Genomic DNA, 24,873 nt, shown 5'->3' with positions numbered 1-24,873 from the left:
GAGCCTGCCGCAAGGGCATGTTGGGTTACGCTCACTATATGACTCTCCGTGCCGTCGTCGATCGCTGGGCTATTCAGCTTGAGAGATGGCCTGTCACGGTCGGCTATATCGCCGGGGCCGGCGTGCTGAGTGCACTGTTCATCTGGTTCTCTCAATTCGACCTGCGAACTCTTCCGCTGCTGATGATCCTCTACCTTGGACCGCTGGGGCTTGCGGCCGCTGCCCTTCTCGCATTCCCCGTCACCGCGGTGTTTGCTCTAGCGAACTCTGCTTCAGACGTGGCGATCGCGGTTGCGATGGGAGCCGCGGTCGCGATGGCTACCGCGTCACTCAACGTGATCATCGTGAAGGGCAGACGTCGCCGACGAATCGCTGCTGCGACGCCTTTCTCTGAGGGGCTGAGTGGGGACGAGCCGGACGTGGCGCGGAGGTATGGGCTAGCGTTCAGCAAGCTGCTCTTCGCGCTTGCCGGTTGGGCGTTCATCGCGCTCTCCGTGATCGCGGGAGGCGTCATCCTGCTGGCGGATGGAATGTCGTCCGGCGTCTCGGTAGACGAGGCCGCCCCGGTGAAATGTGCAGCTGCCGTCATCTGGTGGCCGGGCTTACTGATTGCTGTCGCCGGTCTTGTGACGTGGATTATTCGCGTCGATAAAGGAAGACCCGCTACCGCGTGGGCAGCGATCGATCTCGTGGCAATGCTCGTGCTCATCAGCGTTCTCTTAGACGTCAGTTCCCGCTAGTGGGCGGCGATTCGCGGCACACTATTGATCGTCGGCCCGCGCAGATCGGCTACATCGTCGGCGTGGGTGTCGTCGCGGTGGTTGTTTCATCCCTCGGCCTCGCCGGCATCCTTCAAGGATGGATGCTCGTTCTTCTCGTGGTGGTCTGCTTGGGGCCGCTCGGTCTCGCTATTTTTATCGTGGCCAGTTCGATCGCTCTTTTTGTGACGGCGGTTCCCGGTTGGGCGATTATTGGTCTCGCCGCTGTCGTTTCCCTCGGCGTCGCATCCGTCAATGTCGTCAGCACCCGCCAATGGAGGGCCAGACGGCTAATCGAACCCGATGCCCTCGCTCCCCGACACTTTCCGCGTGGCTGGGACCAACTCTATGGAGGCATCCTCTTTGTGTTGGCGGGCGGCGCGTTCATCGTGCTCTCCATCGTCGCAGGCTACGCGGCAGGTACCGCGGGTTATAACGTCGTCGCGTCCAATCTTGCGGATCGTGCTGACGAAGTGAAGTTTGTTGCCTCGGTCACGTGGTGGCCCGGACTGCTCATCGCAGTAGTGGGTCTCTTGTGGTGGAGAGTGCGCGTAGGGCAACGGCGGCGGATCTTCTCGTGGGGTGCCCTCGACTTGGCCGCAATGCTGGGGTTAATTGCCGCGGTCGTGCACGTCTCGCGATAGCCCCTGCACTGTGCCAGAGCCGTGGCCGTCGAAAAGCTAGTGCGCCGTGTCGACGAGTTTGAGTCCGACGATGCAGCCGATCAACCCGGTGATGAGTAACACCTTGACCCACGAGATGGGTTCCCCGCCGAACACCATGGCGTAGGTCACCGTGAGCGCTGCACCAATACCCACCCAGATGGCGTAAGCGGTGCCGATCGGAATCTCGCGCATGGCATAGCCGAGACCGCCCATGCTTACGAGAATGGCGACACCGAAAATCACGGTTGGCCAGAGCTTTGTGAAGCCCTCCGATTTGCCCAGAGCGGTAGCCCAGACGGCTTCGAGCACGCCAGAAAGAATCAAAACAAGCCAATACACAAGAGTCTCCTTGGCCAGTCTTTTCGCGTACCCGGTACTGATCCGTCGTCGGGAGCCGTCGTTGCGGCTACCCGTTTAGAGTATCAAAGCGGGGGTGAATTGGCAGAGCGGCGGTGTTTGCCGCTAGCGGACATCCGCTACTCGAACGCCCGAACAGACTCAGGCACGCGGATGCCGGAGCGCAGGTCAGGCGTGGCAACAACCTCAACGGCTCGAGCTCCGAATCGCACCTGCCCGCCCCACGCGTTGCCGGCGATATCGTCGTCGGTGTCATCGGGCCAGTCGTCGGAGGTGCGCAACGACCATTCGGCGATCGGCAGCGCAAGCACGAGGGTGGCGGCGAGTTCTTTCTTGCTGTTGGGGCGCACTTCGGCCAGACGGCCGGGGATCATCTTCTCGGTGATGGCGTTGACGGCGGCAGCCTTTTCCTCGCCCTCGAGCACGCGAAAGGAGCCGAACAGTACGGCGCTGCTGTAGATGAGCGACGACTCGAAGGCGGAGCGCGCGACCACAATGCCGCCGACTGCTGTCACCGAAACGGCGACGGGCGCACCAGAAACGAGCCGCATCCAGCGTGAACCGCTCGACCCGTGCACGATCAACTCGTCGCCGAGGCGAGCAACCGCGGTCGGCAAAACGCCGGGGGTTCCGTCGTCGTGAACATAGGCGACGTTCCCGACGATCTCCGAGTCGAGGAGGGCGTCGAGCGCTTCTCGATCCCGTGACATCTTCTCGGGCATCCGGGTGGCATCAGTCGTTGTCATCCGGTCAGTGTGACACGCGCCAGCGCTGAACCTCTACGCCGAGCGAGAGTGGTTCTCTGCACCCGCAGCGACGGCGCGAACAGCCGTTAGATGAAGTCGGGGCTGGGGGTCGAGGCGAAGCGCACCGAGACATCCGGATGACGGTCGTAGCGGTACCCGATGCCACGAACCGTACGAACAACATCTTCGTACGCGCCGAGCTTGGAGCGCAGGCGACGGATGTGCACGTCGATGGTGCGTTCGTTGGGAGCTTCGTCGTCTTCCGCTGACCACAGCGTAGAGATGAGCTGGGCGCGGTCGATGGTCTGCGATTCGCGCAGGATGAGGAACTGCAGCAGCTCGAACTCTTTGTAGGTGAGGGCTGCGGGCGCGTCATCGATGAGCACGCGCTTGCGGGAGAGGTCAACGACCACACCGCTCGCGGGCTTCTCTTCGGGCTCTTCAACCTGGCGGTGCTTGGCGAGAGCGGAAGGGTCTTGCAGGGCGAGGCGCACGACGTCGACGTCGCGTCCACCGGCGCCCACGGGGGCGAGGGCAACGGCGGCGTGAGTTTCGGCGTTCGGCACGAGCTGCTGCGTGAGGAGCTTGAGCTGCTCCACAATCGCGCTCAGGTCGGTGCCGGCTGCGGCGGCCTTGAGCTCGTCGATGCCGACGTAGAGCACGAAGCCGCGAGCTTCGGTTCCCTGCGGAACAGCGCGCAGGTGTGGTGCGTCAGCGGCTGGCGCGGCGGGTGCCGGGGTCGGCGTTGCCGGGCGCACCGTGCGAGCGGGCTGCACGGCAATCGACAGGTCGCGGGCCGGCGGAGTGTAGGTCGGTGCCAACGCGGGAGCCGCGGAAGCGAAAGAGGTGCGAGTGGTGCGTTCGATTGTTGCAAGTGACATGGGTCCAGAAATCCTTGGATAAGGGGTGAAGGGCCTCTGATGGTGAGGGTGTGATCCTTCGGAAAAAAATAGTGTGTCGAGCTAGATAGTCGCCGTTATGAGGACGAAGATCTGGGGGCATCCCATCTGGTGAGAATGCCCGGCGCAGGTAGGCCGACTAGGCACACATTCGACAACACGAAACGTCGCCCGCCACCGCAGTGCTCGTAAGCATCGCGCTAGCGGTCCTGGAAGCCACGAGGGCGGTCAGGTCGCGAGTTTGTACAGTCATGGTTGCAATGATGTTTCATACAGCGCGCCTCTGTCAAGTTGCGCGCGACAATTGTGCTGCTAGACGAGACCGTACAGTCGGTCGCCAGCATCGCCGAGGCCGGGCACGATGTAGCCGTTCTCGTTGAGGCGTTCGTCGAGCGCGCCGAGCACGATCGTGACGTTTTGGCCTTCCATGGCCTTCTCGACAGCGGCGAGACCTTCGGGAGCTCCGAGGATGCAGACGGCCGTGACATCCGTTGCACCGCGGTCGAGCAGGTACTGGATGGCCGCAATGAGCGAGCCACCGGTGGCCAGCATGGGGTCGAGAACGAAGCACTGGCGGTTCGACAGATCGTCGGGCAGGCGTTCGGCGTAGGTGTCTGGCTTCAGCGTTTCTTCGTTGCGCACCATGCCTAAGAATCCGACTTCAGCGGTCGGAACGAGCTTGACCATTCCTTCAAGCATGCCGAGTCCGGCGCGAAGAATCGGCACCACGAGCGGCTTGGGCGAGCTGATTGCCACACCCTTCGTCGCGGTAACGGGGGTCTCAATGTCGACCTCTTCAACGCGCACCGAACGGGTCGCTTCGTACGCCAAAAGCGTCACTAGCTCCTCCGTCAGCGCCCGAAAAGTGGGGGCCGCGGTGTTCTTGTCGCGCAGCACGGTGAGCTTGTGCGTGATGAGCGGGTGGTCGGCAACGTGAACTCGCATAGGCTAAATCTACTTGAGGTACGGACCACTTGGAGAACCGATCGTGACAAAGTTCGATCAATGGATGACGCTGGCCATCGCTGAGGCCAAGCTCACAGCCGATTCTGCCGACGTTCCTGTCGCTGCTCTCGTCTTTGATCAGAACGACAATCTCGTCTCCGTTGGGCGCAATGAGCGGGAGCTCACGGGCGACCCCACGGCGCACGCCGAGGTAGTGGCAATCCGGGCAGCGGCCGCGGCCACCGGTTCGTGGCGCCTCGACTCCATGACTCTCGTGGTCACGCTTGAGCCGTGCACGATGTGTGCTGGCGCGATTCTGCAGGCCCGCATCCCGCGCGTGGTGTTTGGGGCGTGGGACGAAAAAGCCGGCGCATCAGGCAGCGTTAACGATTTGCTGCGTGACCGCCGGCTTCCGCACAAGGTCGAGGTTGTGGCGGGCATCCAAGAGGCTGAATGCGCCGCGCTGCTGACGGACTTTTTCGAAGCCCGCCGCTAGCCCGCTAGGCCTGGCTTAGTGCCAGAGCACCGCAACGAACACGTTGATGAGGGCGCCCATGCCCGCAAGGTGCAGGAACGGCAGGGTGGCTTTCTTTTCGCTGGTTCCAGCGCTGAGGGCCTTGGCCTGGCGCGAGCGCGCGATCATGACGGCGACGAGAACGATGATCGCGAAGATCAGCTTCACGGCGATCTTGGCGTTGTTGACGTCTTCGTCGTTCATCTGCACGAGGCCCACGAGGATGAGCCCGGTCACGAGTTGCGTGATGGCGCCGATCAGCATGGTGCCGAGTTCGAAGCCTTCCTTGCGGCGCAACTGAAGTGCGAATGATCCGATGATGAGCGCAAGTCCCAAGATGTGCAGCGCGAGCACGGTGTGAATGATTGGTTCAAAGTTCATGATGGCGGGATCTTTCTTTAGTCGTTGCCCACGATGACGATGGTGTCAGTGGGTGGGGCTGCTTCGGGCGGGCGACGGTAGACGTCAGGTTCGATGTAGATAACGCGCGCCATTGGCTCGGCTTCGCGGATCTCTTTCTCCACGCTATCGATGCTGGCGGCGACATCCACCAGTCGGGTCTGAGCGCCGAAGTCGACCTTGGCGGCGACCATGAGCTCTTCGGGGCCGAGGTAGAGCGTCTTCATGTGGATGAGCGAGCGAACGTCGGGGTGCGCGTTGATGGCGTCGCGGATGGTGTTGCGTTGCTTGACCGTGGCACCTTCACCCACAAGCAAGCTCTTGGTTTCGATGCCGAGGATGATCGCGACGATGATCAGCAGAACACCGATGGCGATTGTGCCGATGGCATCCCAGAGCGAGTCGCCCGTAATAATCGTCAGCCCAACGCCGAAGAGGGCGAGAACCAGACCGAGCAGAGCGGCAACGTCTTCGAGCAGCACGACGGGAAGCTCCGGAGCCTTGGCGTGACGCACGAACGCCACCCAGCTCTGCTTGCCGCGCACGAGGTTCGACTCTCTTACTGCGGTGCGCAAGGAGAAGCCCTCAAGCACGATCGCAATCAACAGCACCGTGATCGGCAACCAGGCTTGCTCGAGCGGGTGCGGGTCTTGCAGCTTGCTCACGCCCTCGTAGAGCGAGAACACGCCACCGACCGAGAACAGGATGATTGAAACGACAAACGCGTAGACGTAGCGCTCGCGGCCGTAACCGAACGGATGCTCGGCATCCGCGTGCTTCTTCGCTTGCTTGCCACCGAGCAGCAGCAGGGCCTGATTGCTGGTGTCTGCCACGGAGTGCACGCTCTCCGCGAGCATCGAACTAGACCCCGAAATCAAGAAGGCAATGAACTTGGTGACAGCGATTCCGCCGTTCGCCAACATTGCCGCGAGGATTGCTTTGGTTCCGCCTGACGCGCTCATGCGATCAATCCTAGGATGTTCACGTGACTACTTCTCTTCCTAGCATTGCAATTGTCGGCGCCGGATCAATGGGGGGTGCCATCCTGCAGGGTTTGCTTGACCCCTCGGTGACGGTAAGCGGGGGCATCCGCGTAACCAATCGCACCGAAGCCAAGGCTGCTGTGGTGCGCTCTGAAGGCGTGGAGTCCTTTGCGCTGGAGAATACTCCTGATGGCAATGCGCGCGCTGTGAAGGGGGCAAAGGTCGTGATGCTGGGGGTAAAGCCCGCCATGATCCCTGACACTCTCACTGACCTCGCTCCGTTCTTGGAACCCGATGCGATCATCATCAGCGTTGCTGCCGGGGTAACAACCGCGCGCATGGAGGGCATCGTCGACAACGTCGTGTTGCGTGCCATGCCCAACACCCCCGCTATCGTCGGCAAGGCCGTGACCGGACTCAGCGCCGGATCGCGCGCCAGCGACGATGACCTCGCTCTCGGCCGCGCCGTATTCGAAACCGTTGGCACCGTCGTCGAAACACCGGAATCGCAAATTGATGCGCTCAGCACCATCTCGGGTTCCGGCCCGGCCTACGTGTTCCTGATTCTCGAAGAGTTTTCTCGCACTGCGGTCGACATGGGGTTCACTCCCGAGCAGGCTCTGACTCTGGTGGCCGGAACGTTCGAAGGATCGCTCGCACTGCTGGCGTCATCCGATAGTTCACCGGCGCAACTGCGTAAGCAGGTTACGAGCCCCAAGGGCACAACCGAGCGTGCGGTTGAACAGCTGCAGGCTGCCGACCTGAAGGCTATTTTCGACAAGGCGACCGCTGCGGCGCTCGCTCGGGCCACGGAGCTCGCTGCGGGCTAATCGCTCTTACCCATTCGTGCGGCCTCGTTCGCTTCGCTCCGCGACCGTTTTTAGAAGCGGCCGTGGAGCGCGCGCGAACGACGAGACATCGAGTCAATGATCACGGCGAGCAGCAACACTGCTCCCGTGACCATGTAGCGCACCGAGGAGTCGAGGCTCAGCAGGGTGAGGCCGCTCGAGATCGACTGAATGACGACGATGCCGAGCAGGGCAGACCAGGCGCTTCCGCGACCACCAAAGAGGCTTGCGCCGCCGATAACAGCTGCTGCGATAGCGGTGAGGTTGGTATCGCCACCGCCGCTGCTCTGGTTGGCGGCCGCAAGCCGTGATGCGGCCAAGACACCACCAAGAGTGGCGAGCATTGCGCTCACCATAAACACCGAAATGTAGACGCGATCCACTCGGATGCCGGCACGCCGGGCTGCTTCAACGTTGCCGCCGATGGCATAAATTGAGCGCCCCCACCGCGTGCGCTTGAGCGCAAAGTTGACGGCCATCACGAGCACGACAAAGAGCAGAAACATGAGGCCGATGCCGCGGTCGGTGTTGAGGTACCAGGTTCCCAACAGGAGCGCCACGAGCATGAGCCCGCCGCGAAGCAGGATTGCGGTGCGTGACTCGGGCAGCAGGCCAGCGCGGATGCGGCGGTTGGCCAGCGAGAGATGCGTGCCAACGTAGGCGAGGCTTGCGAGCGCGACGAGCAGGTAGGAGAGCCACGCCGGCAAAAACATGAGCTGGGCGAACTGCACGATCCATGAATCAAACGGAATATTGATCGAGCCGAGCTTGCCAAGCACCCACAGCTGGAGCCCAAGCACGCCGAGGAGGCCCGCGAGGGTGATGACGAAGCTGGGAACGCCAAAGCGGGTCAGCAAGAAGCCATAGAACCATCCGAAGAGTGCTCCGGCGGCGAGCGCGGCGAGGATGGCGAACGGCAGCGGCCAGTTCAGCTGAGTAAACGTGACGGCAAGAATCGCGGCGGCAAGCCCGGAGAGCGAACCGACCGAGAGATCGATTTGGGCGAGCAGCAACACGAGCACCACGCCGAGTGCGATGGTGCCGAGCGCGGCGGACTGCATCGCCAAGTTCACGAGGTTGGCGCTCGACAGGAACGTCGGGTTCAAGATTTGGAACACGGTCCAGATGAGGGCAAGACCCACGACAACGGGAATCGCCCCGAGATCGCCCCCACTCACGCGTGATCGGAACCCGGCCCAGGACTCTGCGAGACCTGACGCGGGCGGCAACTCGACGGCTGGCGAGTTGTTCGTGGGCGGTTGCGTAGCGGAGGTGCTCATGAGCTGAGTCCTTCCTTGATACGGGTGAAGGTCGCGCCGGTCAATCCAGCCCGACGACTCACCGCGTTGTCCGTTGCGCCCGTAATTGCCGCAATGATGTCTTCGTACGTCACGTCGGCAACAGCGAAATCGCCATTGTTGCGACCGAGCCGCAACACCACAACGCGGTCAGCCACGGCCTGCACGTCAGCCATGTTGTGGCTCACTAAGACGATGCCGTGACCGCGCTCGCGGAGGTGCTCAATAAGGTTCAGCACCTCAGCAGTTTGAGCGACGCCGAGGGCGGCGGTGGGCTCATCCAACACCACAATCGACGGATTGCCGATGAGTGAACGCGCAATGGCAACGGTCTGGCGTTGCCCGCCCGAGAGCCCCGCAACGGGAGTGCGCACGGAAGGAATCTTGGCCGAGAGCTGCCGCAAGAGCGCCCAGGTCTGCTGCTCCATCTCGACCTCATCGAGCGCTCGAGTGCCGAGTTCGCGACCCAAGAACAGGTTCGACACCACATCGAGGTTGTCGCACAGCGCCAAATCTTGAAACACCGTCGCGATGCCGAGATCGCGGGCATCCGTGGGGTTCGCCAACGACACTTCGTCGCCGCGATAGGTAATGGTGCCCGAAGTGGCCGGATGCACGCCAGCGAGCACCTTCACGAGCGTCGACTTTCCCGCACCGTTGTCGCCAACGATCGCCACGACCTCGCCGGGATAAATGTCGAGCGACACATTGCTCAGTGCTTCAATCGCACCGAACTGCTTACTGATTCCGCGCAGCGAAAGGATCGGCTCATCGTCTGAGGTGGCCGGAGTGACATTAGTCATTGTGGCTCTCTTCCTTGAGCTCGTTGACCGTTCTGAGTTCGTTGACCGTTCTGGCGTCGTTGGGCATTACTGAATCCCCGCCGCGGCACACGCTTGGGCATATTCGGTCGTGCAAATTTGCTCAACGGTGTAGAAACCATCAGCGACGACGGTCTCCATAATGTTGTCGATGGTCACGATCACGGGAGTGAGCAGTGTTGTCGGAACGCCGTTGGTTTCCTCGCTCTGTCCCACGAGTTGCTTGCCGTCGAGCAGCGCCACCGCGTGCGTCGCCGCGATCTCAGCCTCGCGCTTCAGATCCTTGTAGACAGTCATGTACTGGTCGCCGCTCACAATGCGTTGGATGGCGGTGAGTTCGGCATCCTGACCTGTCACGGGAGGCAGCGGGCTCACTCCGCCCGCTTTGAGCGCGGCGATCGCTCCGCCGGCTGTGGCGTCGTTGGCGGCATAGACGCCCACCAGACTGTCGCCGTACTGCGTGACCTGGCTCGCCATCCACTCCTGGGCTTTGTCTGGGCTCCAGTCGGGAGTATCGAATTCGGCAACGACCGTATAGGCGCTGCCATCGATCACACTGTGCGCGCCCTTCTTGAACAGGCGCGAATTGTTGTCGGTGGGGGAGCCGTTGATCATCACAATGTTGCCCTCAGAGAGACCCTGATCGGCGAGACGCTCAACGAGCGCTTTGCCCTGCAACGAACCCACTTTTTCGTTATCGAACGACACCCAAAATGCGAGTTCGGGGCTGCCAATCAGGCGGTCGTACGAAATCACGGGAACCTTGTAGGACTGGGCCGTAGCCACGATCGTTACCGCCGCTGACGAGTCGACGGGGTCGAGCACGAGCACGCTAATGCCCTGCGCAAAAGCCGACTCGGCCTGCTGTTGCTGCTTCGCCGGGTCCTGATCGGCATTCGCATAAATCACGTCGCACTCAGGGCACAGCTCGGCAACCTTCGCCTCAAAGAACGGGCGATCATAGGCCTCGTAGCGCGCCGTCTTCGATTCGGGCAGCAGCAGCGCGATCGTGCGGGAGTTATCTGCCGACGCATTGGGGGAAATCATCGCGCAGCCGCCGAGAGCGAGAACCGTCGCAAGCGCGGTCGCCAGCAGTCGCACAATTCGAGAACGGGCGGATGTCACGAGGCCTCCGCTATCGAAGGCTCGGCGCTCAGCGTGGCGTCGGCTCCAATCGTGAGCTGATCAATCGCAAAGGCGATCGACCCCAACAGCTCGCTGCGCGGCCCCAGCTGGCTCTGTACAAGATCAGCAGCCTGCCCAGAGCCCACAATGACCGAACGTTCCATCGCGTGCCGCATCGGGCCCAACAGCAGCTCACCGGCCTGCGAGAGTTCGCCACCCAACGCGATGCGCTCGGGATCAAAGACGTTACTCAGATTGCCGGCGGCGATGCCGAGATGGCGTCCCGCATCGGCAATGGCCCGGATGCACGCGTTATCCCCGGCGATTGCCCGCACCACCACATCGTGAAGCTTGAGACCGCGACGGCCAGTGCGCACCGACTCAACGATGGCTTGGCCACCGGCAAGGGTTTCGAGACATCCACGATTGCCGCAGCGGCAGAGCGCGCCATCTTCGTCGAGAACCATGTGGCCAAATTCACCGGCAGTGCCGTGGTGTCCACGGAACACCGCGCCGTTCAGGATGAGGCCAGCGCCAATACCGTCATCGATGCTGACGTAGAGAGAGTTGGGCTTGCCCCGCAGCGCGCCCGAGCGGTACTCGGCCAGTGCCCCCATGTTGGCGTTGTTGTCGACATACACCGGGCTGTTGAGGCGGATGCCGAGCGATTCAGCGACAGGAACGCCGTCCCAGCCGCGCATGATCCCCGTGCGCGAAATGATGCCCGTCGATTGATCCATGGGGGCGGGCATCGCGAGTCCGACCGCCAGGATCTCGTCGTGAGTGGCGTCGACCGATTCGAGCATGTCGGTGATGAGTTGGGCAGCCCGATTGAGCTCGTTGTCAGCACGGTGGTCTTTCGCGAGCGGCATGTGATGCTCGGCGACTACCGTGTGGGCGACATCCGAGAGCGCTACGCGCATGTGGCGTTCCGAGAAGTGAACGCCAGCGACGAGGCCGAGGGCGCGAGCAAGCGTTATCTGGTGGGCGCGACGACCACTGCGCGTGCTCATGGTGGTCGCGAGCACTCCGGAGGTGACGAGCTCTTTGACAATGTTGGAGACGGTGGCTGGCGAAAGACCGGTAACCCCGGCCAATTCGATCTGCGTGAGGCCACCATGGTGCTTGACCGCGTCGACAATGCGAGCGCGGTTAGCTTCGCGGAGCGAAGTTTGCGACCCCGGGGTCGCCCGTTTTTTGCTCACGGAATCAAGATACAGGTAGCGAGTGCGCGCAGATCAGTCCACAAACGGGGCTAGGTCGCTAGTGTCGCGAACTTTTCGATGTCAACGGAGTTGCCGCTGACGATCACGAGGTCGTGATTCGAGATCACCGTCTCGGGAGTGGCGTAGGTAAATTCCTTACCGGGCGACTTCACCCCGACCACCGTGATGCCGTACTTGCGGCGTACTTGCGATTCGCTCAGCGGAAGGCCGCGGATGGGCTTCGGCGGGTACATCTTGACGATGGCGAAGTCGTCATCGAACTCGATGAAGTCGATCATCCGGCCAGACACGAGGTGCGCGACGCGCTCGCCGGCCTCAGCTTCCGGGTAAATCACGTGGTTGGCGCCGATGCGGTTTAGGATCTTGCCGTGGGAGCGACTGATGGCCTTGGCCCAGATCTGCGGAATCTTGAGGTCGACAAGGTTGGCCGTGATGAGCACGCTGGCTTCAATCGACGAGCCGACAGCCACGACAGCGATCGAGAAGTCTTGCGCGCCGATCTGCTGCAGAGCGTCGAGGCTGCGAGCGTCAGTTTGCACGGCGTGAGTGACGCGCTCCGACCATTTTTGTACGAGGCTGAGGTCAGCATCGATCGCAAGAACTTCGCGGTCGAGGCGCTGAAGTTGACCGGCAGTGGCCGCACCGAAGCGACCAAGCCCGATTACTAGCACCGGGGCATTGTGGGCGATCTTGTCAACCAACGATGGGCCTCTCTTCTGCTCTCGTGAACAATTGACGGCGCTGACTGGCCGCAAGGGCTGCCGCCAGCGTAACCGTTCCCACTCGTCCAGCCCACATTGTGGCGGCGAGGATGTACTTGCCGCCATCGGGCAGGGTCTCGGTCAGTCCCGTGGAGAGTCCACAGGTGGCAAAGGCAGAAATGACATCAAAGAGCACCCGGTCGAGCGGTTCTTTGGTTATCTGCAATATCGCGATGGTGGAGATGGCGACGATCGTTGCGCCCCACAGCGTGACGCTGACGGCGAGGCGAAGCACGTCGGTGGGGATACGGCGCTCGAAGGCGTGCATGTCATTGTCGCCTCGCGCTTCGGCGAGGGCGGCCAAGAACAGCACGGCCAGAGTCGTGACTTTGATACCGCCCGCAGTGGAGGCGGAGCCGCCGCCCACAAACATCAGCATGTCGAAGACAAGCAGCGTCGACCCATTGAGCTCGTTGATATCGATGGTGGAGAACCCACCCGAGCGCGTCATGGTCGATAAGAAGGTGGATGTCAGGGGTCTCGAAATAAGGCTTTGCCCACCAATGGTGTTGGTGTTGTTCCATTCGAGAATCAGCACCGCTAGCGCCCCGGCAAAGATCAACAACACCGTCGTGAAGAGGGTGAGGCGGGCGTGCACCGAGAGACGAGCGCCGCTCTTGAGGTTGCGAACTACCGCGAAAATTACCGGAAAGCCGAGGCTACCGAGGAAGACGCCGACGCCGATCGCTCCGAGCATCCACGGGTCTTGAGCGAAGGCTTCCATGCCGCTGACCGCGGGCACAAAGCCGGTGTTGGTGAAGGCGGATGCCGCGAAGTAGAAGCCCTGCCAAATGGCGGGCCACACGTCGTAACCCTCCACGAGCAGTCGCGGGATGATCACGAGGGAGAGCACGAGTTCAATGGCGAGCGCGCTGATCGCGACCGTCGCCAGAAGCCCACCGATCTCGCCAAGCCGGATCGCTTGTGATTCAGAAACCGGCCCGACGTGGATGCGCGAGGGGTTGGTGTCGCTCGCGGCGATGAGTCGTTGGCGTAGTCCTAGGCGGCGCGACACAACGAGGCCGAGCATGCTCGCCAGGGTGAGAACGCCGATTCCGCCGACTTGAAGACCAATGAGAATTGCGGAGTTGCCGAACGCTGACCAGTGCGTCGACATATCGACGGTGGTGAGGCCGGTGACGCAAATCGCGGATACCGCGGTGAAGAGCGCGTCAACGAGGGGAGTCGCCTGACCGTCCCGAGCCGAGATCGGCAACACGAGAATCGTCGTGAGTACGACTACGAGCGCCGAAAAGATGGCGATCGCGAAGCGCGCGGGGGTTGCCGCAGCGAAACGATCGATCACATCACGAACGCGGGCGAGGATGCTGCGTTCACGAGGGTGCGCACGCATAGGTGCCCAAGAACTCATAAAATTATCTCCCCACGCACAGGAGGCCATGGTACTCCTCAGAAACCCCCGGTACCCTATTGCAATGGCCGACATCTTTGACGTAGTAGCCGATTCAACGCGGCGTAGCCTTCTGACCGTGCTGCTTGAGCAGTACATCGCCTCGGATTCTCCGAGTGGCGAGCTGAGCGTAAGTGAGATTGTCGAGAAGCTCGATTTGAGCCAGCCGACCGTCTCTAAGCACCTCAAGGTGCTGCGCGATCACGGGTTGGTGTCGGTGCGTGAAGACGGCCAGCATCGCTACTACCGTCTCGACTCTTCTCCTCTTGAAGAGGTTGAAGACTGGCTGATTCCGTTCTTGAGTGCGGACTTCCAGGAAGACTTCGATGAAGAACTGCTCGCGTCGACCGGCGCTTTCTCGGCCTGGTCGGGAGCGGATGTCGGAGACAACTTGGGTCGCCAAGTCGCCGATCGTGCCTACCAAGCTCGCACCGCACTTCACGATGTTGCGGAGGCTGCGAAGCACCTCCCGGGCACCGTTCGCTCTCGCATCTTCCGCAAGGATTAAGTGCGAGGCGCGCCGGGGGAGCGCGTTTAGGGGTGGACAGCGAGTCACACCAGCCCCTATTGTTACCGATTAGCACTTCAGTCACATGCTGGGTGCTTTGTGCAGTCGCTTTGTGCGTTCTGCAGTTGGTGAAACTAAAGGGGCTGGTCCGATGTCACGGGATCTATCTGAGATGCGCTTTCTCACCGTCGCTGAGGTGGCGGATATGATGCGCGTCTCAAACATGACCGTGTATCGTCTCGTTCACTCCGGTGAACTCCCGGCTGTTCGTTTTGGTCGCTCATTCCGCATCCCGGAATCGGCTGTAGCGAGCGCCGTTGCGCCCCCAATCTCCGAGGTTGGATAGCGGCGAATCGTCGCTGAGGGTTCATTCCCAGTTCATCGAGACTTTTAAACCCGCCCGGTGCGGTAAACTCTTCCGGTATGTCTTTCCGCGGTTCTGAATCGGACCGGGTCGGTTCGTTCAGAAATCAGTGAGGTTCCTATGGGTTCAGTCATCAAAAAGCGTCGCAAGCGTATGGCAAAGAAGAAGCACCGCAAGCTGCTTCGTAAGACACGCCACCAGCGTCGCAACAAGAAGTAACTAGTCCCAATGACTAGCGGCCGTCTTTCGAGACGGTCATAACTCGAACACCCGAACGTTCATCTGAACGATCGGGTGTTCGGCGTTAACGAGCGTTTTTGCGCACGATCTTGGCTTGCCGCTTCACGCGGCGCCGGGCTTCTTTGAGGCCGGCGCGGCTCAGCGGCAATACCGGCCAGCCCATTTTTTGGGCATAGTGCGTGAGTTTCACATCCGCGTTCACGGCAACACGATTACCCACTGCACTCAGTAGAGGGATGTCGTTGCTGGAATCGGAGTACGCCCAGCAGTCAGCGAGGTCGGCGCCCAGCCGCCCAGCGAGCTCGGTGGCGACGGCAGCCTTTTCTAGGCCGTGAAGCACGTGGCCGTCGAGTTCTCCCGTGAGAAAGCCGTCTTCGGCGCGCACGCGGGTGCCGAGCGCCCCGGTGAGGCCGAGTCGTTCGGCAATCACTTGTGCCACGAACTGTGGGGTCGCAGTGATGAGCCACACTTCGTGGCCCTTCGCGAGGTGCTCTTTGGCCAGGTCGACGGTTTCGGGCCACAGGTTGGGCAGAATGTCGCGCTCATAGATGGTCTCAGCCAGCTCAATGAGGGTCTGCAAAGAATGCCCGCCCACGATCTCAAGCGCCCGTTCCCGTGCGGACGTCATGTGTTTGTGGTTTTCTCCCACAGCGACGAACCGAAACTGGTGCCACGCAAAGCGAGCAATATCTCGCCAGCCCACGATTCCCCGCCGCCAGGCTTCCTTGCTCAAATAGAAAGCACTCGCACCACGCATCAGCGTGTTGTCCACGTCAAAGAAGGCCACAACGGCGTTCTGGCTGGGTGGGGGCGACGTTACCTCGTGCATTCGCATTATTCTAGGGTCGTGCCTACGAAACGTCTCACTTTAATTGGCAAACCCGGTTGTCATCTTTGTGACGATGCCCGCGAAACGATCGATCAGGTCGTCGCGGCACTTCCCTTAGCCCCCGAGATCGAACTCTCTGAGCAGTCGATTCTCGACGACGAGCAGTTGCATGCGCAGTACTGGGACGAGATTCCCGTTGTGCTCATCAATGACCGCGTACACGCCATCTGGCGTGTCGAACCCGAGCGGCTACGCGCTGCTCTTCTGGAGGAAACAGAATGATCCGTCACGTTGTTATGTGGAAGCTCATCGCCGAAGACCCCGCTGGCCAGAAAGCCGCGGTGGATGCCATGGCAGCGGCGCTTGAGCCGCTCGCCGGCCAGATCGAAGGGCTCGAAAGCTTGGTCGTACGTCTCGATGCCGGGAACGTAGCGGGCAACTGGGACGTCGTTCTTATCTCGGAGCACACCTCCCCAGAAGCGCTCGTGGCCTACGGAACCCACCCGCTCCATGATGGGCCTGCCGCCGTTGTCGGAGTTCATACCCGCGACCGGGTGTGCGTCGACTTCGAGTTCTAACCGAGGGCACTGCGTACGCTCTTGTGGGCTGCTCATGCCTCCGCATTAGGATGTGGGGCACTTACCGCGCTCTCGCGTGGTCCCGAAACGAGGATCGAAAGAGGAAACTATGAAGTTTCAAATCGTCAAAGGCAAGAGCGAGACGCAACCATTCTTTTGGCGCATCGTTGCCAGCAACGGCCAGACTCTTGCGGTGAGTGAGAATTATGTCGCGAAGGCATCAGCCAAGAGCGCTGTGGAGTCGGTCATCAAGAATGCCGGCGGGGCCAGCATCGAAGATCTCACGTAAAACAGGGTGTCAGTACTCGCGGGGCATCCTCGCGAGCACGACCGTCGTGACTGCTAGTTGCTGACTTCGATCGGGCCCGTCATGTGGTCCTTGATGGAGTCGCGCTCGGCAGCCAATGACGCGAGCGTTCCGCTGTCGAGTCCTGGCTGCAGCATGTCGTCGAAGGGGTTGCCCATTCCACTCTTGGAGTGCACTACTTCGGCATAAGCCGTTGCTGCTGCCGCTACCTTGGCGCTCGCACGCTGGGCCTTCTTCAGCGACACAGCACTGCTGCCCACGACCTCAGCATGCTTGTTGAGTGCCTTCTTCAGATCTTTGAGTGCCGAATCAATTTTCTTTGACATGAGGTCATCCTGTCTTAATTGGCTATGTGCTGGCTATGGGTTCGGTGTGTCGAACTGGGAGGCCCTCGCGAGCCAACAGGCCGGCTACGGAGTGAGGCGGGTTGGTCCCCGGAAGAGATAGGTGGCTTCCCGCAAGTTGGGCAGGCCGAGCAACAGCATCAGCACTCGGCCGAGGCCCATGCCGAAGCCTCCGTGCGGCGGTACGCCGTAGCGGAAGAAGTCGAGGTAGAAGTCGAGCTCTGCAGGGTCCATGCCCTTGTCGCGGATCTGCGCCTCCAACACGTCAACGCGGTGCTCGCGCTGGGCGCCAGTGGAGATCTCGACGCCGTTGAACACAAGGTCGTAGCTGTTCGTGAGGCCCGCATCATCCGCGTGACGCATGTGGTAAAACGGGCGGATGCTGGCGGCGTAGTCGGTCAAGAACACGAAATCGTGGTCGTACGTTTCTTTCACGTAGGCGGCGATCTGGCGCTCACCCTCCGGGTCCATGTCGGCGTCGGCGCGCGGCACCGTGTAGCCGCGGTCGCTGACGATCTGCTTAGCCTCGGCGAGCGGGATGCGGGGGAAGGGGCGAGTCGGCACCGTCATCTCGATGCCGAACAGCTTCTCGATCTCTTCGCCGTGCTTGTCTTTGACAGCCTGGAAGCCGGCAACCATGAGCTCTTCGTGCAAGTTCATGACGTCTTCGTGGCTGGAGATCCAGCTGATCTCGCTGTCGACCATCGTGAACTCGGTGGCGTGACGCGACGTGAAGCTCGGGTCGGCACGGAAGCTCGGTGCGATCTCGAAGATCTTGCCGAAACCTGCGGACTGAGCCATCTGCTTGAAGAACTGGGGGCTCTGCGCGAGGTAGGCCTTGGTGTCGAAGTAGTCGACCTCAAACAGCTCAGCCTTCGATTCGCTCGCGCTGGCCATGAGCTTGGGGGTGTGAATTTCGATGAAGTCGTTCTCAACCCAGTAGGTGCGCCAGGCGTGCTCGAGCGTGGTCTGGATGCGGAAAATCAGGTTATTGCGCGGTACCCGCAGGTCGAGGAAGCGCCAGTCCATGCGCTTGTCAACACTGGTGTCTTCTGCAATTGGCGTCTCAGGGATGGCCTCGGCGGCGATCTCGATGTCGGCAAGCTTGATCTCAACGCCGCCGAGCTTCACGCGCTCGTCGTGCTTCAACTCACCGGTTGCGGTGAGGAAGGTGCCCTGAGCGAGCCCCGAAATGATCTCGGCGAGGGGATCCTCTGCCGGGGTGCCGTCTTCGTTGAACGAGCGGGGGTGAACAAGCTGCACCGCACCCGACTCGTCGCGCAGCACAACGAACTGCACCTTCTTTTGATCTCGAACAGTGTCGACCCAACCCGAAACGGAGGTCTCTCCATCGCTAGCGGCGGCCAGGTTCTTAATGAGGGTGCGTGTAGTCACAGCGCCGAGTTTACAAGGGATCACGGGAGAGAAAGTGCGGGAGGGCTGCCGACGTAGACTGAATACCGTGCCAGCAGACCTCATCCATCTTGTCCGCCATGGTGAAGTGCACAATCCTGACCGCATTCTCTATGGCCGTCTTCCCGGGTATCACCTCAGTGAACTCGGTCATAAAATGGCGGATGTCGCCGCCGCAAGCTTCGCGGATCGACCCCTCACCGCCCTCTACGCGAGCCCCCTGCAGCGCGCCCAAGAGTCGGCGCAGCCCTGGTCGGAGCGCTATAGCCTCCCCATCACGACCGAAGAGCGCATCATCGAGCCGTCCAATTGGTTCGAGGGAGGTCGCCTGCAGTTTCCCCAAGTTCTCGCTCAGCCGCGCGCGTGGCCGCACCTGATCAATCCGTTCAAGCCCAGTTGGGGTGAGGCGTACGTGAGCATCGAAGCCAGGATGCTCGCCGCCATTGACAAGGCATGGTCCGCGGCCGATGGCGGCGAAATCGTCATGGTCAGCCATCAGCTGCCCATCGTTGTTGTAGCCCGTTCCGTGAAGAAAATGCGGCTCGCTCACGACCCCCGCCACCGCCGCTGCACCCTGTCTAGCATCACGACTCTCGCCCGCGAGCGAGACCATTTCGTCGAGGTTGACTATCAGGAACCTGCGGGAGACTTGCTGGCAGCATCCATCGATTTAGGAGCCGTGTGAATCGCCGTCTCATCGCCGCTGTTGTGGCGAGCCTTGCTCTGTTTACCGTGTCGTGCTCCGGCGCCACTGAAAGTCTCGCGCAGCAGTACGAGAACGGGTCAGAAGAGGGCTACATCTCGGGTGACGGTTCGACCGTTGAGATTCCGGCCGACAGCCGCGATGAACCCATCACGTACGACGCAATCCTCGACACGGGCGACTCCGTCTCAAGCAACGACTTCGTCGGCTCCGTTTACGTTGTGAACTTCTGGTACTCGAGCTGCCCGCCGTGCCGCCTCGAAGCGCCCGATTTGGCTGCGCTGAGCGAGGAGTACACCGAGGTTCCGTTCTTGGGCGTCAACGTGTCTGACACGGCCGAAACGTCGCTCACCTTCGCTGATGAGTTTGGCATTCCGTATGCCTCCGTTGTGGATGCCAGGACCGCGGGCGTGCAGCTTGCGTTCGCCGGCTCCGTGCCTCCCAACGCAGTGCCGACCACACTCGTGGTCGACCGCGAGGGCCGAGTGGCCGCTCGAATCAGCGGACTCGTGCGTGACCCGAGCATCCTCGCCGCGATGATCGACTCCGTCATCGCTGAGGAACAGTAGTGTCGAACCCGGTCGGGGAGCTCATTCTCGGCGGCAACCTCCTTCTGGCGATTCCGATTGCGCTGCTCGCGGGCCTCGTCTCGTTTGCTTCACCGTGTGTACTGCCTCTCGTGCCCGGCTACCTCGGCTACATCGGTGGGTTCACGAACAATGAGGAGAAGGGGAGCACGAAGCGCCTCGTTCTCGGCGTGAGTCTCTTCATCCTTGGTTTCACTGTGGTCTTCGTGGCCTTCACGGTTCTGTTCGGCACAGCCGGGTTGCTGCTGCGCCCGTGGCTCGATCTGATTACCCGCATCGCCGGGGCGCTCGTGATCGTGATGGGCGTCGTGTTCATCGGGCAAGTTACTTTCGCCCAGCGCACGATCAAGCCGAAGTTCAAGGTCGCGACCGGTCTTGCTGGCGCGCCGTTGCTCGGCATTGTCTTCGCCTTGGGCTGGACGCCCTGCGTGGGCCCCACCCTCATCGCCGTCGGAAGCATGGTGCTGGATGGGGGAGACCCCGGCCGGGCCGCTATCGTCGGCATCGCCTACAGTCTCGGTCTCGGCATCCCGTTCCTGCTGGTGGCTCTCGGGTTGAACTGGGCAACTGGTTCGGTGGCGTGGATGCGCCGCCACATCCGTCTTATTAATCTGATCGGCGGAGCGTTGCTCGTGCTGATCGGTCTACTCATGGTCACCGGTGTGTGGCGTGCAATCGTGACAAGTTTGGGGGCGGTGATCGGTGGCTTCGACACACTCCTCTGATTCAGTAGCTGGCGACGCAGAGGCCGGCAAGGCAGCGTCCGGCGAGGCAGAATCCGGCGATCTGGTGACTGGCGGGGATGCGACGCGTCCCAGCGACCACATGGATGCGCCAGCGCCCGAGAGCAAGATCCAACAGCCGAAGCTCGGCTTTGTGGGCTACGCGCGGTTCTTCTGGCGCCAACTCACGAGCATGCGCACCGCACTGTTCTTGCTGCTTCTCTTGGCCGTAGCGGCGATTCCGGGTTCTCTCGTGCCGCAAATCACATCCGACCCTAACGGTGTCATTGCCTACCGCAACAATTATCCCGACACTGCAGCGGTGCTCGACTTCTTCCAAGTGTTCAACACCTACTCCTCGGTGTGGTTCTCGTCGATTTATCTTCTGCTCTTCATTTCGCTCATCGGCTGTGTGCTGCCGCGTACCAAACACCACTTCGATGCGCTTCGCGCTCGCCCGCCCAAGACTCCAGCGCGTCTCTCGCGGTTGCAGGGTTTCACGACCCGCACGACAGCGGCGGATGTCGCGACGACGATCGATTCGGCACGTGGCCTGTTGCGCTCGCAGCGGTACCGCACCGAACTGTATGGCGATTCGGTCAGCGCCGAACGTGGCTACCTGCGGGAGACCGGAAACCTCGTCTTTCACGCCGCGCTCGTTGGCGTGCTCGTCACGGTGGGGATCGGCGGCGGCTTCGGCTACACGGGCCAACGCGTCGTCGTTGAGGGGTATGCGTTCAGCAACTCTCTCGCCAGTTACGACTCCTTCAATCCGGGGCGTTTCTTCACGGATGACTCGCTCGATCCGTACACCGTCGCGCTCGACTCCTTCGAGCCGGTCTACGAAATCGAGAACCAACAAGCGATCGGTCAAGCGATTGACTTCACCGCGAATGTCACCACCACGGTGCGTGGCGGCGAACCGCAGCAATCTCAAATCAAGGTCAACGCGCCTCTGAGCCTGAGCGGCACCAACCTGTATCTTCTCGGCAACGGCTACGCCCCGATCATCACGGTGCGTGACGCGGACGACAAGGTCATCTGGTCGCAACCCACTCCGTGCCTCCCGTTCGACGCCAACCTCGGCAGCACCTGCATCATCAAGGTCCCAGACGGACTCGATCAGCAAATCGGGATGCTCGGTTTCCTGTATCCGACCACCGGAACCCTCAGCTCTGGCGCACTTGCTTCCGTGTATCCCGACCTGGTCTCACCCGTGCTCACGCTGGAGGTGTACGAGGGTGACCTCGGCCTCGATAATGGGCAGGGCACCAATGCCTATTCACTCAACACCGACTCGCTCGATCAAATCGCGGGTCGAAACTCTGAAGCTGAAACCTTGCGGCTCACTCCCGGCGACAGGCTTGAACTGCCCGACGGTTTGGGCAGTGTCGAGTTGACGAGCATCCCGCGTTTCGTCTCCATTGATGTGCACCATGACCCGTCGCAGCTGCCCGTGCTCTTGTTCTCTATGTTGCTGTTCGGCGGGCTCATCACGAGTCTCTTTGTGCCACGCCGTCGCATGTGGGTAGCAGCTACAACCGACCCGTCGGGCGTGACAACGATTGAATACGCCGCCCTAGCCCGCGGCGACGACCCCAACCTTGAGTCAGCGGTCGCTGACTTCGCCGATAAGCATTCCCAGCAACTGAGAGTTAGGGTGGAATCGTGACTGAGACCTTCGTGTCGTATTCGCTGATTGCGGTCTATTCAGCGATGGCGATCTATACCTTTGCGTTCGTAATGTTCGCCGTCGACTTGGCGCGCCGCTCGGCAGAGTCGAGTGAGGCTTCCGCAGCCGGCGCGACCGGCCTTGCGTCGGCATCCGCCCAGCAGGCAGCTGTATTGCAGGCGGCGGGTTCTGGCCGTACGGCAACGCTGACCGCGGGCCCCGCTTCAACGGGTGATGCTGCTGTTGCGCACTCGCCTAAGTCGTTGCGAATCGCCATGGCGCTGACCGTCATCGCGTGGGTGCTGCACGTGAGTGCCGTCATTTTCCGTGGAGCTGCCGCTGGCCGCGTTCCGTGGGCGAACATGTTTGAGTTCACGCTCACCGCAACGGCCCTGATCGTCGGCGTCTTCTTGCTGGTGCAGTTCTGGCAAGACCTGCGCTTCCTCGGCTCGTTTATCACCGGGTTTGCATTGCTCGCGCTCGGCGTCGGCACCTCAAGCTTCTATGTGGATGTCGTGCCGCTGCCGCCAGCGTTGCAGTCGGCCTGGTTGGTCATTCACGTCTTCGTCGCGAGCCTCAGCACCGGGTTCTTTGCCCTCGCCGCCGGGCTTTCGATTGTGCAGCTCATGCAGTCGCGTCGCGAAGCAGGCAAGGCACTCAAGCTGCGCTTTCTCGATACCCTGCCGGCCGCTGACCGCCTCGAAACTCTTGCGTACCGCCTGACGGTCGTTGGCTTCGTCATGTGGACCTTCACCCTCATCGCCGGAGCTGTCTGGGCTGAGCGGGCCTGGGGTCGTTACTGGGGCTGGGACACCAAGGAAGTCTGGACGTTCATCATCTGGACCATCTATGCCGGTTACATTCACGCCCGGGCAACCCGCGGCTGGCGCGGCTCGCGTTCAGCGTGGCTCGCGATTGTCGGATTCGCCGCCATCATCTTCAACTTCACCGTCGTGAACCTCTTCTTCAAGGGACTTCACTCCTACTCAGGCCTGTAGAACCAGGCTCAGCGAGGCGCGTCATTAGAGCCTCTGTTTCGCCGTGCCCGGAGGGCTAGGCCCGCCGACGTCATGGCGGAAGAAAAACGCTGGGGCCGCACCGAGCTGAACCCCAGCGTTTGATCGGGGAGAGCCCCAAGGGCTCAGTGTGGTGCGCCGCGTTAGCCTGCTGCAGTGAGCTGGATTGGCACAGTGGGTTTTCCCTCACCGGTGCTGAACTGCAACAGCGGACCTTCGGCGCCGCATTCATACGGGGCCGAGTTGATGGGCGCGCTGGACAGGAAACTGTTCGTGAGGTCCGCGCCATCCATTGTGACGCCAGACACAGTCACCGTGACGGCAATATCGCTCACCTCTTGAGAGGTCGTAATCACTGTCTCGGTGGCGCTGTACTCCCCGCTGATGCCGCCGGTGATAGCGCCGGTTCCTTCGGTGCCTGCGACCTGCAACAGGATCGCAAAGTCGGGAGTGTAGGTGTAGCTCGTGGCGGTGAAAGCGAGCCCGGTGCCGCCCTCCACCGTGATGTCGAGTCCTTCGTTGGTGCCGCTGACTGCGGAGTAGAAGCTCTGCATCTGATCCTCGGCGATGTACCAGTCGCCGATGAGGCACTCGGGGCCGGTGGCGGCTTCTTCTTCCACTTCCTCGGGGGCCGTGGCATCCACTGCGGCATCGGTCGCGGTCGGCTCGTCGGACGGTGACGCGCAGGCCGTGAGGGTGGCGAGGCTGAGCAGGCTGACGGCTACTACGGCACGCAAACGGCGCGACTCAATACTCATTCTTGCTCCTCGGATGTGCTTGCCGGTGGCGGCAACCAGTGAACCCACCCTACTGAGCGTCCGCGTTACTGAGGTGAGTAGTTTTTACCTAGTTCGTGGCAGCGAACGACGCGATCGCGCCACCACTGCGTGCGTTCAGGGTTTGCGGCCCAGCGCGTGAGCAACGCCTCATCGGCCTCGATGCGACGCACTTCGAGGTGGCCGTCGCGAGCGCGCAGGGGAGCGGCGGTGACATCGGCGGCCAGGAGGGATGCCGTGGCAAGTCCACAGTCGTACTCGAGGGGGTCGATGGCGGCGGCCAGATGCGCGCCCATAGCGAGCCCCACGGAGGTCTCCAGGGCGCTCGAGACCACGACGGGCAGCCCGGCATCCTTCACGATTGTCAGGGCTCGAGAGACGCCTCCCAGCGGCTGAGCTTTGATGACGAGCAGATCGGCGGCACCCGCCCGAGCAACCGCAAGCGGGTCGGCGGCTTTGCGCACACTCTCGTCAGCCGCCACAGGAATCCCCATGTACGCGATGCGGGTGCGCAACTCGCCCAGCTCGTCGACGGTCGCGCACGGCTGCTCGACATATTCGAGGTCAAATTTGGCGAGGGCATGCACGGCACGTTCGGCCTCGTCGACTGTCCACGCGCCGTTGGCATCAATGCGGATGCGGCCGGTTGGCCCCATGACGCGACGCACTTCGGCGACGCGAGCAATGTCATCCTCAAGGGTCTGATCGGGCTCGGCGACCTTTATCTTGGCGGTTCGGCAACCATGGAAACGTTCGAGAACCGCTTCGACAAGGTCGGCGGGAACAGCGGGCACGGTGGCGTTTACCCAGATGCGATCGCGCACGAGCGGCGGCATCTCATTCCAGGCGTAGTCAATTGCGGCCAGTAGCCACGGGGTCGCTTCGGCATCGTCGTATTCCACGAAGGGCGAGAACTCGCTCCACCCCTGAGGGCCGCGAAAGAGGAGAGCTTCGCGCTGATCGATGCCGCGAAAGCGTGAGGTCAGGGGCAGAGACACCACGTGTGCGGTGTCGAGAATGTCGTTCACTGAAGGGAACATGTTCCCAGTCTGACAAGT

General features: G+C 61.7%; 32 protein-coding genes and 1 riboswitch. Of the genes, 15 read left to right on the top strand and 17 right to left on the bottom strand.

Annotated elements, in window-relative coordinates:
- Positions 1 to 38 precede the first annotated feature (38 nt).
- Together I6E73_RS13085 and I6E73_RS13080 are read left to right on the top strand one after the other, a co-directional pair.
- Complete coding sequence (locus I6E73_RS13085) at positions 39 to 740, top strand: hypothetical protein (RefSeq protein WP_197126175.1); 702 nt, start codon at positions 39 to 41, stop codon at positions 738 to 740.
- Complete coding sequence (locus tag I6E73_RS13080) at positions 740 to 1,402, top strand: hypothetical protein (protein ID WP_197126174.1); 663 nt, start codon at positions 740 to 742, stop codon at positions 1,400 to 1,402. The genes I6E73_RS13085 and I6E73_RS13080 overlap by 1 nt, the downstream gene beginning before the upstream one ends.
- A 36-nt stretch (positions 1,403 to 1,438) precedes the next feature.
- Here the strand turns inward: I6E73_RS13080 and I6E73_RS13075 are convergent, their stop codons facing one another.
- The 4 genes from I6E73_RS13075 to upp form a co-directional block, all read right to left on the bottom strand.
- On the bottom strand, positions 1,439 to 1,762 hold the full coding sequence (locus tag I6E73_RS13075; RefSeq protein WP_197126173.1) for a multidrug efflux SMR transporter: 324 nt from the start codon (positions 1,760 to 1,762) through the stop codon (positions 1,439 to 1,441).
- A 9-nt stretch (positions 1,763 to 1,771) separates the two neighbouring features.
- Positions 1,772 to 1,835: riboswitch (guanidine-III (ykkC-III) riboswitch) on the bottom strand.
- Positions 1,836 to 1,899: 64 nt separating this feature from the next.
- Positions 1,900 to 2,526 carry a pyridoxamine 5'-phosphate oxidase family protein gene (locus I6E73_RS13070; RefSeq protein ID WP_231600925.1) on the bottom strand — a complete coding sequence of 209 codons (627 nt, stop codon included), beginning with the start codon at positions 2,524 to 2,526 and terminating at the stop codon, positions 1,900 to 1,902.
- Between the two features lie 86 nt (positions 2,527 to 2,612).
- Positions 2,613 to 3,407: a winged helix-turn-helix domain-containing protein gene (locus I6E73_RS13065; RefSeq protein WP_197126171.1), complete on the bottom strand. Its 795-nt coding sequence runs from the start codon at positions 3,405 to 3,407 to the stop codon at positions 2,613 to 2,615.
- A gap of 330 nt (positions 3,408 to 3,737) precedes the next feature.
- Positions 3,738 to 4,370, bottom strand: a complete 633-nt coding sequence (gene upp, locus I6E73_RS13060; RefSeq protein ID WP_197108370.1) for a uracil phosphoribosyltransferase — start codon at positions 4,368 to 4,370, stop codon at positions 3,738 to 3,740.
- 43 nt (positions 4,371 to 4,413) lie between these two features.
- On the opposite strand from upp, the gene I6E73_RS13055 reads away from it, so the two are divergent.
- Positions 4,414 to 4,866, top strand: a complete 453-nt coding sequence (locus I6E73_RS13055; protein ID WP_307784317.1) for a nucleoside deaminase — start codon at positions 4,414 to 4,416, stop codon at positions 4,864 to 4,866.
- A gap of 15 nt (positions 4,867 to 4,881) precedes the next feature.
- Here I6E73_RS13055 and I6E73_RS13050 read toward each other — a convergent pair whose 3' ends face one another.
- Positions 4,882 to 5,265 (bottom strand): hypothetical protein, encoded by a 384-nt coding sequence (locus tag I6E73_RS13050; RefSeq protein ID WP_197126169.1) that lies wholly within the window; start codon positions 5,263 to 5,265, stop codon positions 4,882 to 4,884.
- Between the two features lie 17 nt (positions 5,266 to 5,282).
- Positions 5,283 to 6,245 (bottom strand): cation diffusion facilitator family transporter, encoded by a 963-nt coding sequence (locus tag I6E73_RS13045; protein ID WP_197126167.1) that lies wholly within the window; start codon positions 6,243 to 6,245, stop codon positions 5,283 to 5,285.
- Between the two features lie 23 nt (positions 6,246 to 6,268).
- Here I6E73_RS13045 and proC point away from each other — a divergent pair, with 23 nt between their 5' ends.
- Positions 6,269 to 7,096 (top strand): pyrroline-5-carboxylate reductase, encoded by an 828-nt coding sequence (gene proC / locus I6E73_RS13040; protein WP_197126165.1) that lies wholly within the window; start codon positions 6,269 to 6,271, stop codon positions 7,094 to 7,096.
- A 50-nt stretch (positions 7,097 to 7,146) separates the two neighbouring features.
- Here the strand turns inward: proC and I6E73_RS13035 are convergent, their stop codons facing one another.
- From I6E73_RS13035 to I6E73_RS13010, 6 genes are all read right to left on the bottom strand, one after another.
- Positions 7,147 to 8,394, bottom strand: a complete 1,248-nt coding sequence (locus I6E73_RS13035; protein WP_197126162.1) for a sugar ABC transporter permease — start codon at positions 8,392 to 8,394, stop codon at positions 7,147 to 7,149.
- Positions 8,391 to 9,215 (bottom strand): ATP-binding cassette domain-containing protein, encoded by an 825-nt coding sequence (locus tag I6E73_RS13030; protein ID WP_197110505.1) that lies wholly within the window; start codon positions 9,213 to 9,215, stop codon positions 8,391 to 8,393. The genes I6E73_RS13035 and I6E73_RS13030 overlap by 4 nt, the downstream gene beginning before the upstream one ends.
- Before the next feature lie 66 nt (positions 9,216 to 9,281).
- Complete coding sequence (locus I6E73_RS13025; protein WP_307784316.1) at positions 9,282 to 10,358, bottom strand: sugar ABC transporter substrate-binding protein; 1,077 nt, start codon at positions 10,356 to 10,358, stop codon at positions 9,282 to 9,284.
- Positions 10,355 to 11,563, bottom strand: a complete 1,209-nt coding sequence (locus I6E73_RS13020; RefSeq protein ID WP_197126160.1) for an ROK family transcriptional regulator — start codon at positions 11,561 to 11,563, stop codon at positions 10,355 to 10,357. The genes I6E73_RS13025 and I6E73_RS13020 overlap by 4 nt, the downstream gene beginning before the upstream one ends.
- A 50-nt stretch (positions 11,564 to 11,613) precedes the next feature.
- On the bottom strand, positions 11,614 to 12,285 hold the full coding sequence (locus I6E73_RS13015; protein ID WP_197108335.1) for a TrkA family potassium uptake protein: 672 nt from the start codon (positions 12,283 to 12,285) through the stop codon (positions 11,614 to 11,616).
- Complete coding sequence (locus tag I6E73_RS13010; RefSeq protein WP_231600924.1) at positions 12,278 to 13,717, bottom strand: TrkH family potassium uptake protein; 1,440 nt, start codon at positions 13,715 to 13,717, stop codon at positions 12,278 to 12,280. The genes I6E73_RS13015 and I6E73_RS13010 overlap by 8 nt, the downstream gene beginning before the upstream one ends.
- Before the next feature lie 64 nt (positions 13,718 to 13,781).
- Between I6E73_RS13010 and I6E73_RS13005 the strand changes: the two genes are divergently transcribed.
- The 3 genes from I6E73_RS13005 (at position 13,782) to I6E73_RS12995 (ending at position 14,847) form a co-directional block, all read left to right on the top strand.
- Positions 13,782 to 14,264 (top strand): helix-turn-helix transcriptional regulator, encoded by a 483-nt coding sequence (locus I6E73_RS13005; protein ID WP_197108333.1) that lies wholly within the window; start codon positions 13,782 to 13,784, stop codon positions 14,262 to 14,264.
- Between the two features lie 151 nt (positions 14,265 to 14,415).
- Positions 14,416 to 14,610, top strand: coding sequence for a helix-turn-helix domain-containing protein (locus tag I6E73_RS13000; RefSeq protein WP_129072959.1), 195 nt, complete (start codon positions 14,416 to 14,418; stop codon positions 14,608 to 14,610).
- Positions 14,611 to 14,748: 138 nt separating this feature from the next.
- Positions 14,749 to 14,847 (top strand): 30S ribosomal protein bS22, encoded by a 99-nt coding sequence (locus tag I6E73_RS12995; protein ID WP_003792170.1) that lies wholly within the window; start codon positions 14,749 to 14,751, stop codon positions 14,845 to 14,847.
- Between the two features lie 85 nt (positions 14,848 to 14,932).
- Here the strand turns inward: I6E73_RS12995 and I6E73_RS12990 are convergent, their stop codons facing one another.
- Positions 14,933 to 15,697 carry an HAD family phosphatase gene (locus I6E73_RS12990; protein ID WP_197126158.1) on the bottom strand — a complete coding sequence of 255 codons (765 nt, stop codon included), beginning with the start codon at positions 15,695 to 15,697 and terminating at the stop codon, positions 14,933 to 14,935.
- An 18-nt stretch (positions 15,698 to 15,715) separates the two neighbouring features.
- Here I6E73_RS12990 and I6E73_RS12985 point away from each other — a divergent pair, with 18 nt between their 5' ends.
- The 3 genes from I6E73_RS12985 (at position 15,716) to I6E73_RS12975 (ending at position 16,564) form a co-directional block, all read left to right on the top strand.
- Positions 15,716 to 15,979, top strand: coding sequence for a glutaredoxin family protein (locus tag I6E73_RS12985; protein ID WP_197126156.1), 264 nt, complete (start codon positions 15,716 to 15,718; stop codon positions 15,977 to 15,979).
- Positions 15,976 to 16,275 (top strand): Dabb family protein, encoded by a 300-nt coding sequence (locus I6E73_RS12980; protein WP_197126153.1) that lies wholly within the window; start codon positions 15,976 to 15,978, stop codon positions 16,273 to 16,275. Before I6E73_RS12985 ends, I6E73_RS12980 begins: the two co-directional genes overlap by 4 nt.
- Positions 16,276 to 16,384: 109 nt before the next feature.
- Positions 16,385 to 16,564, top strand: coding sequence for a YegP family protein (locus I6E73_RS12975; protein ID WP_197110503.1), 180 nt, complete (start codon positions 16,385 to 16,387; stop codon positions 16,562 to 16,564).
- A 53-nt stretch (positions 16,565 to 16,617) separates the two neighbouring features.
- Here the strand turns inward: I6E73_RS12975 and I6E73_RS12970 are convergent, their stop codons facing one another.
- Positions 16,618 to 16,908 carry a hypothetical protein gene (locus tag I6E73_RS12970; protein ID WP_197126151.1) on the bottom strand — a complete coding sequence of 97 codons (291 nt, stop codon included), beginning with the start codon at positions 16,906 to 16,908 and terminating at the stop codon, positions 16,618 to 16,620.
- Between the two features lie 84 nt (positions 16,909 to 16,992).
- Positions 16,993 to 18,321 (bottom strand): aspartate--tRNA(Asn) ligase, encoded by a 1,329-nt coding sequence (gene aspS, locus I6E73_RS12965; RefSeq protein ID WP_197126149.1) that lies wholly within the window; start codon positions 18,319 to 18,321, stop codon positions 16,993 to 16,995.
- Between the two features lie 67 nt (positions 18,322 to 18,388).
- On the opposite strand from aspS, the gene I6E73_RS12960 reads away from it, so the two are divergent.
- The 5 genes from I6E73_RS12960 to ccsB all read left to right on the top strand — a co-directional run bounded on the left by I6E73_RS12960 (position 18,389) and on the right by ccsB (position 23,021).
- Positions 18,389 to 19,024, top strand: a complete 636-nt coding sequence (locus I6E73_RS12960; protein ID WP_197126148.1) for a histidine phosphatase family protein — start codon at positions 18,389 to 18,391, stop codon at positions 19,022 to 19,024.
- Positions 19,021 to 19,611 (top strand): TlpA disulfide reductase family protein, encoded by a 591-nt coding sequence (locus I6E73_RS12955; protein WP_197126146.1) that lies wholly within the window; start codon positions 19,021 to 19,023, stop codon positions 19,609 to 19,611. Before I6E73_RS12960 ends, I6E73_RS12955 begins: the two co-directional genes overlap by 4 nt.
- Positions 19,611 to 20,354: a cytochrome c biogenesis protein CcdA gene (locus I6E73_RS12950; RefSeq protein ID WP_197126144.1), complete on the top strand. Its 744-nt coding sequence runs from the start codon at positions 19,611 to 19,613 to the stop codon at positions 20,352 to 20,354. Before I6E73_RS12955 ends, I6E73_RS12950 begins: the two co-directional genes overlap by 1 nt.
- A gap of 100 nt (positions 20,355 to 20,454) precedes the next feature.
- Positions 20,455 to 22,023 carry a cytochrome c biogenesis protein ResB gene (locus tag I6E73_RS12945; protein ID WP_197126337.1) on the top strand — a complete coding sequence of 523 codons (1,569 nt, stop codon included), beginning with the start codon at positions 20,455 to 20,457 and terminating at the stop codon, positions 22,021 to 22,023.
- Positions 22,020 to 23,021, top strand: a complete 1,002-nt coding sequence (gene ccsB, locus I6E73_RS12940) for a c-type cytochrome biogenesis protein CcsB (protein WP_307784313.1) — start codon at positions 22,020 to 22,022, stop codon at positions 23,019 to 23,021. The genes I6E73_RS12945 and ccsB overlap by 4 nt, the downstream gene beginning before the upstream one ends.
- Positions 23,022 to 23,182: 161 nt before the next feature.
- On the opposite strand, the gene I6E73_RS12935 is transcribed toward ccsB, so the two are convergent.
- Positions 23,183 to 23,797, bottom strand: a complete 615-nt coding sequence (locus I6E73_RS12935) for a hypothetical protein (protein ID WP_197126142.1) — start codon at positions 23,795 to 23,797, stop codon at positions 23,183 to 23,185.
- A gap of 65 nt (positions 23,798 to 23,862) precedes the next feature.
- Positions 23,863 to 24,855 (bottom strand): o-succinylbenzoate synthase, encoded by a 993-nt coding sequence (locus I6E73_RS12930; RefSeq protein ID WP_197126140.1) that lies wholly within the window; start codon positions 24,853 to 24,855, stop codon positions 23,863 to 23,865.
- Between the last annotated feature and the right edge of the window lie 18 nt (positions 24,856 to 24,873).

The organism is Salinibacterium sp. SWN248, from assembly GCF_015864575.1.
Classification (GTDB): Bacteria; Actinomycetota; Actinomycetes; order Actinomycetales; family Microbacteriaceae; genus Rhodoglobus.
Note: the sequence above shows the minus strand (reverse complement) of the source record. Positions and strands in the feature narration are given on the sequence as shown.

Coding starts and splice junctions, on each gene's coding strand:
- I6E73_RS13000 (WP_129072959.1), top strand. CDS start 14,416: ATGTCACGGGATCTATCTGAGATGCGCTTTCTCACCGTCGCTGAGGTG.
- I6E73_RS12945 (WP_197126337.1), top strand. CDS start 20,455: ATGGATGCGCCAGCGCCCGAGAGCAAGATCCAACAGCCGAAGCTCGGC.
- I6E73_RS13050 (WP_197126169.1), bottom strand. CDS start 5,265: ATGAACTTTGAACCAATCATTCACACCGTGCTCGCGCTGCACATCTTG.
- I6E73_RS13065 (WP_197126171.1), bottom strand. CDS start 3,407: ATGTCACTTGCAACAATCGAACGCACCACTCGCACCTCTTTCGCTTCC.
- I6E73_RS12975 (WP_197110503.1), top strand. CDS start 16,385: ATGAAGTTTCAAATCGTCAAAGGCAAGAGCGAGACGCAACCATTCTTT.
- I6E73_RS12995 (WP_003792170.1), top strand. CDS start 14,749: ATGGGTTCAGTCATCAAAAAGCGTCGCAAGCGTATGGCAAAGAAGAAG.
- I6E73_RS13005 (WP_197108333.1), top strand. CDS start 13,782: ATGGCCGACATCTTTGACGTAGTAGCCGATTCAACGCGGCGTAGCCTT.
- I6E73_RS12990 (WP_197126158.1), bottom strand. CDS start 15,697: ATGCACGAGGTAACGTCGCCCCCACCCAGCCAGAACGCCGTTGTGGCC.
- I6E73_RS13010 (WP_231600924.1), bottom strand. CDS start 13,717: ATGAGTTCTTGGGCACCTATGCGTGCGCACCCTCGTGAACGCAGCATC.
- I6E73_RS12970 (WP_197126151.1), bottom strand. CDS start 16,908: ATGTCAAAGAAAATTGATTCGGCACTCAAAGATCTGAAGAAGGCACTC.
- I6E73_RS13035 (WP_197126162.1), bottom strand. CDS start 8,394: ATGAGCACCTCCGCTACGCAACCGCCCACGAACAACTCGCCAGCCGTC.
- I6E73_RS13070 (WP_231600925.1), bottom strand. CDS start 2,526: ATGACAACGACTGATGCCACCCGGATGCCCGAGAAGATGTCACGGGAT.
- I6E73_RS12930 (WP_197126140.1), bottom strand. CDS start 24,855: ATGTTCCCTTCAGTGAACGACATTCTCGACACCGCACACGTGGTGTCT.
- I6E73_RS13030 (WP_197110505.1), bottom strand. CDS start 9,215: ATGACTAATGTCACTCCGGCCACCTCAGACGATGAGCCGATCCTTTCG.
- I6E73_RS12980 (WP_197126153.1), top strand. CDS start 15,976: ATGATCCGTCACGTTGTTATGTGGAAGCTCATCGCCGAAGACCCCGCT.
- I6E73_RS13085 (WP_197126175.1), top strand. CDS start 39: ATGACTCTCCGTGCCGTCGTCGATCGCTGGGCTATTCAGCTTGAGAGA.
- I6E73_RS12935 (WP_197126142.1), bottom strand. CDS start 23,797: ATGAGTATTGAGTCGCGCCGTTTGCGTGCCGTAGTAGCCGTCAGCCTG.
- I6E73_RS13045 (WP_197126167.1), bottom strand. CDS start 6,245: ATGAGCGCGTCAGGCGGAACCAAAGCAATCCTCGCGGCAATGTTGGCG.
- upp (WP_197108370.1), bottom strand. CDS start 4,370: ATGCGAGTTCACGTTGCCGACCACCCGCTCATCACGCACAAGCTCACC.